Origin of the sequence: Nguyenibacter vanlangensis (assembly GCF_013376155.1) — a bacterium.
GTDB classification, from domain to species: Bacteria; Pseudomonadota; Alphaproteobacteria; order Acetobacterales; family Acetobacteraceae; genus Gluconacetobacter; species Gluconacetobacter vanlangensis.
Genome location: NZ_JABXXP010000004.1, coordinates 37574 through 44399, shown reverse-complemented (window position 1 = coordinate 44399; position 6826 = coordinate 37574). Strand labels below are relative to the sequence as shown.

Genomic DNA, 6826 nt, shown 5'->3' with positions numbered 1-6826 from the left:
GGCAAAAATGGAGGCTTGGCGTCAGGACTACAACGAGGTCCGCCCACACAGTGCCATCGGCAATAAACCGCCGATATCGCTGCTCAATAGCTTGCCGGCGTGCTTGCCGGTTGAGCCCTAACCCCGGGAATTTCCAGCTCGCCCTGGCCTAAGATCGGGGAGCACTTTAGCAACCCACAGACCCTAACTCAAAACTGAGGGCACGTTCGGGGCAGGGTCAGGTGCCATGAACGCCGAAGGCCGCCTTTGGGGCGGCCTAAGCGTTTGTTATTAAACGGTTGGTTGCGGGGGCACGCAACCAAAGAAAACTGCTGCTTGCATGTGGCTTCGTTGACCGATTGGCATAGCAAAAAACGCCGGGATCCGATCACCCACTTACCGAGGGCAGTCAGAGTTTATATACGATACCTCAACGGATTGGTGATCAACACCACTTTTGCGCCCTGAATTTCCGCAGCCTATTAAGCTGCGGTTTCCGTTAAAAGAGCCCAACGGTCATGCTGCAAGGGCGACGCGGGCCGGATATCGCCCGGCATGAGAGGTCGTGCGCGATGCCATGGGCAGATCGGCAGGCACGGGTGCGGCGCGCTCCGTGGGAGCAGCGACCACAGCAAGCCCTGAAAGGCGGGCCTTTGCGGCTGTCAGAATTTCCCGAGAAATGTCGAATTTCAGGGGCACGGTCATGCGACCATCGAACCGGAGCGGCGAACCCAGGCGCCCAATCTGGCATCCGGTCCTAGCAAGAAGACGCTCCATTCCGGCATACGAAACCGAAATAAAGTTGCGCAGCCGGTTCGCCACTCCATATTCCAGAAGGGCGACCACAAGCTCCCCTACCGGATCGGTAACTGAGCCCAGACGCTCCCGCTCCGGCTCGACGACAAAGCGCGTTACCTCGAGGACGTCCTTACCCGTCGGCACGACGGTGCGTTCAAGATGCGGAAACAGCTCTCCGAGGAGAAAGCGCTGTGTTGTCTTGATGAGGCGAACGCCGGCGACGACTTCAACGCCGTTGCACACGAGAATGTAAGTAGCGTCTTCCGTATCGTAACTATCATACTCATGACCTGACGCGTCATCGTGTAATGGAAGATTCCATCTCAGCTTTTCGATGAAAACTCTATGACGAAGTCTCGCAAAAGACGCAATATAGTGAACATTAGGATTGATGTTTTTCGCGTTAACGACTTTAATCATCATTTTTCTCCAGCTTCGTTGCTGAAGTGAGAATGATGATTTGAGGTCATCCCGAGTAACCGGGCATACCACCCCCTTTATATGTACCCCCGGAATAATCCTGGGTGTTCGCAGCCTCTCAGGTCGACTGCGCAACCCCCGCTTCGCGCTCCGGGGCCTTCCGCGGTGGTGCCCCCATGATGGCCTTGATCTCCTGGTACGCATCCAATGCGCCATCGCCCCCCTCGCGCCCGTTCCCACTCTTCTTGAAGCCGCCGAATGGCGCTTCGAAATCAAACGCTCCATTGATTGATACTTGTCCCGCTTGCAGTTTCCGGGAAACGGCATAGGCAGCCTCGGTATCGGCGCCACTCACATATGCGGCAAGCCCGTATTCCGTGTCGTTGGCTATGGTAATAGCCTCCTCGATATCCTGGTAGCCGATTATCGCGAGCACCGGGCCGAATATCTCTTCCTGAGCAAGCGCTGATTTGGGATCAACATTGGCAAATATCGTTGGCTTGACGTAGAACCCATCCGGAAGACCCTCCGGACGGCCTGCCCCCCCTGCAACAAGACGGCACCGGTTCGCGATCGCGACGGCAATATGCATCTGAATGCTGTTGAACAAGGCTCTATGGGCCACAGGCCCCATTACAGGGTTGTCTGATGGAGCTCCGACCGTGATCCGTGACGCAGCGGTGCGTGCTTCCTCAATGACCTCCTCCATGCGCGCCCGGGGAACGAGCATTCGCGTGGGTGCATTGCAACTCTGGCCCGAGTTGAGCATCACTTGCCGCACACCACGGGCAACATTGGTCCTGAGGTTGTCGTCATCGAAAATGATGTGCGCGCTCTTGCCCCCGAGTTCCTGAGCCACCCGCTTGACGCCCGGCGCAGCCTTGGCCGCGACTTCGACCCCCGCCTGCACCGACCCCGTTATAGATATCATGTCCACACCAGGGTGAGCTGACAGTGCAGCCCCGGTCGTCCTTCCATCGCCGTGAACCAGGTTGAACACCCCTCGCGGCACCCCGGCTGCCGCAATGATTTCGGCAAGAACCTGCGCCGATGAGGCCGCCTGTTCTGACGGCTTGAGTACGATCGCACACCCTGCCGCCAACGCCGGGGCGACTTTGGCCAGTATCTGGTTCAGAGGCCAATTCCAGGGCGTTATGAAGCCACACACGCCTATCGGGTCACGAGCCAAATGCGTGCGTCCTCGAACGACAACCGCATCCTGCGCCAGAAGTGAGCGGATAGCGCCACTCAGGTGCGCCATACCCGCCGGCACCTGCGCCGAGCGCGCAAAACGGACAGGAGCGCCCATGTCCTCGACGATCGCATCAGCGAGCGCTCCAGACCGACGTGTATATTCTGCCAGGATGCTGCGTAAGAGGTCTGCCCTTTGTGCCGTCGAGACGCCTCTGTATCCAAGCGCCGCTCGCCTTGCCGCCGCCACGGCCCGGTCAATGTCAGCCTCGGATCCGACTGCGACAAGGCCGATGTTCCGGCCAGTCGTCGGGTCGATCCGCGGCACGGTATCCAAGCCCATTGGGTCAACCCACGAGCCATCAATGTAAAAGCTGCGAAAGTCCTGCATTTTGGATGATTCTCCGGATATTTACTTGTGCGCATCGTTCCTCCTTCCGAACGCTTGCGAGCACATTTCGACCAAGACAGTTAGTAGAAGCATGCCGGCCGGGCTGCCCTGCCGAATTTCCCCTGGGGTTTCTGCCAGTGCATGTTCGGATGCCGCGCATGCTTAAGTTGTCTCAGGGAGCAATCCTGATCCGACAAATAAGGACCCGGCGACATGAGCACCGTTACACAAACATTTTCCCACACGCCCTGGTGGGTTCTCGCGATCGCAGGCTTTCTGGTCTATCGCGGCATCCAGGCCGGCCGACCGAACACTACGCGCGTCCTGAGATTATTCGTCGTCCCGGCAGTATTCCTGTGCTGGGGCGGCAGCATCCTTGCGACCCGATATGCGATCAGCGTCGGGAACTGCATGCTCTGGGCGGCCTTCCTTCTCATAGGAGGCTTCGTTGGGCACCTAAGTGTGCACAACGAGGCTATCCTCGCTGACCATGACCGTGGCGTCATCAGTCGGCCAGGCGACAGGACATATCTTCCCCTGTTGATCGTCGCATTCCTGACAAACTACGCCTTCGCCACGATTGCTGCCATTCATCCGAGCTGGCTCGCCAGCCCCGGCTGCGCCCTGCTGAATATCGCGGTGGCCGCTCACATGGCCGGCATCTTCCTCGGCAAGGCAGTGACACTGACGCGGAAATACGCCGCGACCAGCCACACGTCCCTCCCCGTCGGCAATGTGATCGCCGCCTGAACCAGCACTCACAATCCACTCACTGCATGCGATTGGACCCGCCTCAATGCATTCCTTTCCACTTTCCGATGTCGGCGTTGTAGGTGCAACCCGATACCTTCCCGGGCCGCCACAAGACATATCCCGCTGGAGCACCGGCGAGGGCCTCGGCCAGTCGCTTGTCGACACTCTCACCGCCAACGGATGCCGGCATTTCCATGTCGCCGGACCCGAAGAAGACGATCTCTCCATTGTGTCGGCCGCCTATGCGGAGCTGAAGCGCACCGAAACGTTCGATCAGTCAGCCATTTCCATCGTGGCGCATGCTCACACCCAGGCTTTCAGCGTTCCACCTGCCCCTCGATCGATTGTCGCCGAGTTCGTCAATGCCGAAGGGCTGGCACCCGCACTGTCCTTTTCGGTGAGCCACCTCGCCTGCGCGTCCGTGATTAATGCAATCTGGCTCGTGGCACAGCATCTGCGGACCCAGTCCGCCGATGCACTTGGGCTGGTTCTCACCTCCGACCGTGTGTTCGGCGGCGGAGAATACCGGGTTCGACAGGATGCTGGCATCATGTCAGACGGGGGGTCAGCAATTTTGATTGGCCGGCGAAACCTCAAGACAAGGATCGCCCGTATCGGCCTGGGCAATTATTCAATCCATCATGCCGGGCCAATCAACTCGGCGGCGAGCGCCGCTATCGGCAAGACAGCATGGTATCAGACGCGAGACACGCTCAACCTGACCCTCGGCGCGGAAAACATCCCCTGGGATGATGTCGGCACCATCCTGCCGATCAACGCCGATCGCTCCTACTGGCGCATGGTTGAGCGCTCGAACGGGCTTTCCACAGGCACGGTGTTCGACCACAACATCAGTGCGAAAGGACATGCCTGCACGGCGGATTTCGCGATAAACCTGCTCGACCGTGGCCTTGAGGTCATTGAGGACGGCAAGGCGGTACTTGCTTGCGGACAATCCAATGTCGGCGCCCACGCCGTGGCCCTTATGCTGCCGCCGGACAGCACTGAAGACAAATACGCGAATGCCACTCCCCGCGTCGCGCCGGCTCTCGGCATCTACGCGATCGCGACCGACTTGCCGTCGTCACAGGAGGTTTCCAGTATTCGCGGCACGAACATAGTTGGTGTATTCCCGCACATGTTCTTTACCGAGGCCGGGCAACACTCGTGCCCGCCGATTGACGGGTTTGACGAAGTCCAGAGCATCGCTGCCATTCCGGTTGCACGAGGGGTCCGTATACCTGACATGGCGTCCGCCGCTGTGAACAAGCTCGGCCTCACGGAGGACACCTCCATCAGCCACGTGCTGCATGCGCAATGCATGCTTGACGAGAATATTCTCGGCTCGACTTGCCTTCGTATCCAGCACGACCATTTCCCGAGCGCCTTGTCTGCGATGTCACTGGACCAGCTCGGGACCGCGGGTGTTCCAACGGCGCTCAGGCTTGCCGGCCTCCAGCTCCTCGACAGCGACCAGAGCGGGCGGGTCTGCCTGAGTGCCGCCGACAAGTGGGTGTCCCCATTCTACCGCCGTCACCCGGGACTTGCGCCGCTTGGAGATGCAGCTGCAGCCTGCGTGGTCGGTCCGGCCAATTCGGAGGTGAAGCCGCTCGCCACTATTGGCGCCGAGTATCTTACGCTTGCTCAGGCTCCCGAAACACTCTGGGCAACCGTGGGCGATACCCTCGAGCAGTTCGTCAAAACCTCAGCACTTGGTGCAGTCGGTGGCCTTCTCTCCTCCACCGGAACAGATATCGATGCCATCGACCTGATCCTAGGCGACGGCATCGCCGATGCAACCCGGCGCGACATCGCACACTCGCTCGGCGTGCCGGCCGACCGCCTGTGGAACCCAGAGATCCACTACGGTTCCGCCGCCCCACTGTTCGGCATCGCAGAGCTGATCCGACGCGCAAAGAGCTCTTCCTTGCCGATGCGGGGCATCGTCTGGACGGTCTCATTGTCCGGCCACGCTGCAGCAATCTTGATCGAGTGCCCGGGAGAGAAACAATGAAACGGATCGCCCTGCTTACCCGCGAGGAAGGACCTGCATTTACCGACCTCGCTGGCCACCGTGTAATCGCAAGCCTCAATGCTGACATTGTGGTCCTGGCAGCCAGGGGTGATGCATCCTCGTTCAAGGGCTTGCGCAACGTTACCGTCGAGGTCGTCCGCTGGGATGTGTTCGATGATGAAAGCGCGCTGCTGGAGATCGTCTCCCGACATCACGCCATCGCCCCGTTCGACGCGATCCTGACGCTGAACGAGCTCCTGGTCGGCCGGGCAGCATCCCTGCGCGCCGCGCTGGGCGTGCCTGGCATGACGCCCAGCGTTGCCGAAGGGTTCCGCGACAAGATCCTGATGAAGGAGCGCGTGTCGGCGGCAGGTGTCGCAGTGCCCAGGCATGGGCCGGCCACGTCGCGGGAGCTCGCGGAGGAAATCCTCAAGGCCCACGGGCGGCTGGTCCTCAAGCCGCGTGCAGAGTGTGGCTCACGCGGTGTCGTGTTCTGCCGCGACATGGCCGCCTACGATGCATGGGTTGAAGAGTTCGCTTCCAGTAAACGGGGGGCGTCGATAGACCAGTATGAACTGGAAGAGTTTGTCGACGGAACCCTTTATCACGTCAACGGGCTGGTGATCGGCGGCACGCTCTCGCACATCGCGATCGCGCCCTATCTGCCAGGGCGGGCAAATATCGACTTTACAGCAGGCACCCCGTTCGTCTCGGCAATGCTCGAGCCTGGTGCACTGCATGACGAGCTCGCGGAGCTGGCCCAGAAGTCGGTCACGGGTCTCGGCATGGAGCGCGGTGTCATCCATCTCGAGGCCTTCGCCCCCGCTGGCAAGCCGGCCGTCTTCTGCGAGGTTGCCGCCCGCACCGGTGGTGGCGGCATCATCTGGATGATCGAGGCGCAGTATGGCTGGCACCTCCCCCTTGCCGCGCTTCAGGTCGAGCTCGGGAATGCGCCGGCTCCCGTCATGCAGGCAGGACACACATTCACGGCGGGCCTGATCGGCTTGCGACACGCACGAGGCGGCATCGTCAGCGCGGCGCCCAGCGAAGCGAGCTTTCAGGACCCGTGGATACTGCGAAAGCAGGTCAATGTCGCGCAAGGGCAGTTCAGGGCGTCTTGCGCGCACTGCACCGATTTCATCGGACTCTTCATCCTGCAGTCTGATGGCATCGACGACTTCGAGCAGAAGGCAGCTCTCATCGAAGAGCGCTTCTACGAAAAACTCGAACTCACCGCGCTGTAACGCCGGTTCAACTACACGAGCAAAGGAGACAGACAG

General features: G+C 60.3%; 6 protein-coding genes. 4 read left to right on the top strand and 2 right to left on the bottom strand.

All coding sequences use genetic code 11. From position 1 onward, the window contains the following. Nucleotides 1–121 (top strand): integrase core domain-containing protein (locus HUK84_RS01275; protein ID WP_176638587.1); only part of this gene is annotated, 121 nt, incomplete at its 5' end. A 374-nt stretch (nucleotides 122–495) separates the two neighbouring features. Here HUK84_RS01275 and HUK84_RS01270 read toward each other — a convergent pair. Next, on the bottom strand, nucleotides 496–1197 hold the full coding sequence (locus HUK84_RS01270) for an acyl-homoserine-lactone synthase (protein WP_218064132.1): 702 nt from the start codon (nucleotides 1195–1197) through the stop codon (nucleotides 496–498). 118 nt (nucleotides 1198–1315) lie between these two features. Continuing rightward, complete coding sequence (locus HUK84_RS01265) at nucleotides 1316–2779, bottom strand: aldehyde dehydrogenase family protein (protein ID WP_176638585.1); 1464 nt, start codon at nucleotides 2777–2779, stop codon at nucleotides 1316–1318. Nucleotides 2780–2992: 213 nt separating this feature from the next. Between HUK84_RS01265 and HUK84_RS01260 the strand changes: the two genes are divergently transcribed. From HUK84_RS01260 to HUK84_RS01250, 3 genes are read left to right on the top strand one after another with little or no spacing between them, the layout of a single operon-like run. Then, nucleotides 2993–3529 (top strand): hypothetical protein, encoded by a 537-nt coding sequence (locus HUK84_RS01260; protein ID WP_176638584.1) that lies wholly within the window; start codon nucleotides 2993–2995, stop codon nucleotides 3527–3529. A gap of 46 nt (nucleotides 3530–3575) precedes the next feature. After that, nucleotides 3576–5546, top strand: coding sequence for a beta-ketoacyl-[acyl-carrier-protein] synthase family protein (locus HUK84_RS01255; protein ID WP_176638583.1), 1971 nt, complete (start codon nucleotides 3576–3578; stop codon nucleotides 5544–5546). Continuing rightward, nucleotides 5543–6790 (top strand): ATP-grasp domain-containing protein, encoded by a 1248-nt coding sequence (locus HUK84_RS01250; RefSeq protein WP_176638582.1) that lies wholly within the window; start codon nucleotides 5543–5545, stop codon nucleotides 6788–6790. The genes HUK84_RS01255 and HUK84_RS01250 overlap by 4 nt, the downstream gene beginning before the upstream one ends. Nucleotides 6791–6826 lie beyond the last annotated feature (36 nt).

What these genes read in the sequence shown, in the direction of transcription:
- HUK84_RS01270 (WP_218064132.1), bottom strand. Translation starts at nt 1,197, where the DNA reads ATGATTAAAGTCGTTAACGCGAAAAACATCAATCCTAATGTTCACTAT.
- HUK84_RS01265 (WP_176638585.1), bottom strand. Translation starts at nt 2,779, where the DNA reads ATGCAGGACTTTCGCAGCTTTTACATTGATGGCTCGTGGGTTGACCCA.
- HUK84_RS01260 (WP_176638584.1), top strand. Translation starts at nt 2,993, where the DNA reads ATGAGCACCGTTACACAAACATTTTCCCACACGCCCTGGTGGGTTCTC.
- HUK84_RS01255 (WP_176638583.1), top strand. Translation starts at nt 3,576, where the DNA reads ATGCATTCCTTTCCACTTTCCGATGTCGGCGTTGTAGGTGCAACCCGA.
- HUK84_RS01250 (WP_176638582.1), top strand. Translation starts at nt 5,543, where the DNA reads ATGAAACGGATCGCCCTGCTTACCCGCGAGGAAGGACCTGCATTTACC.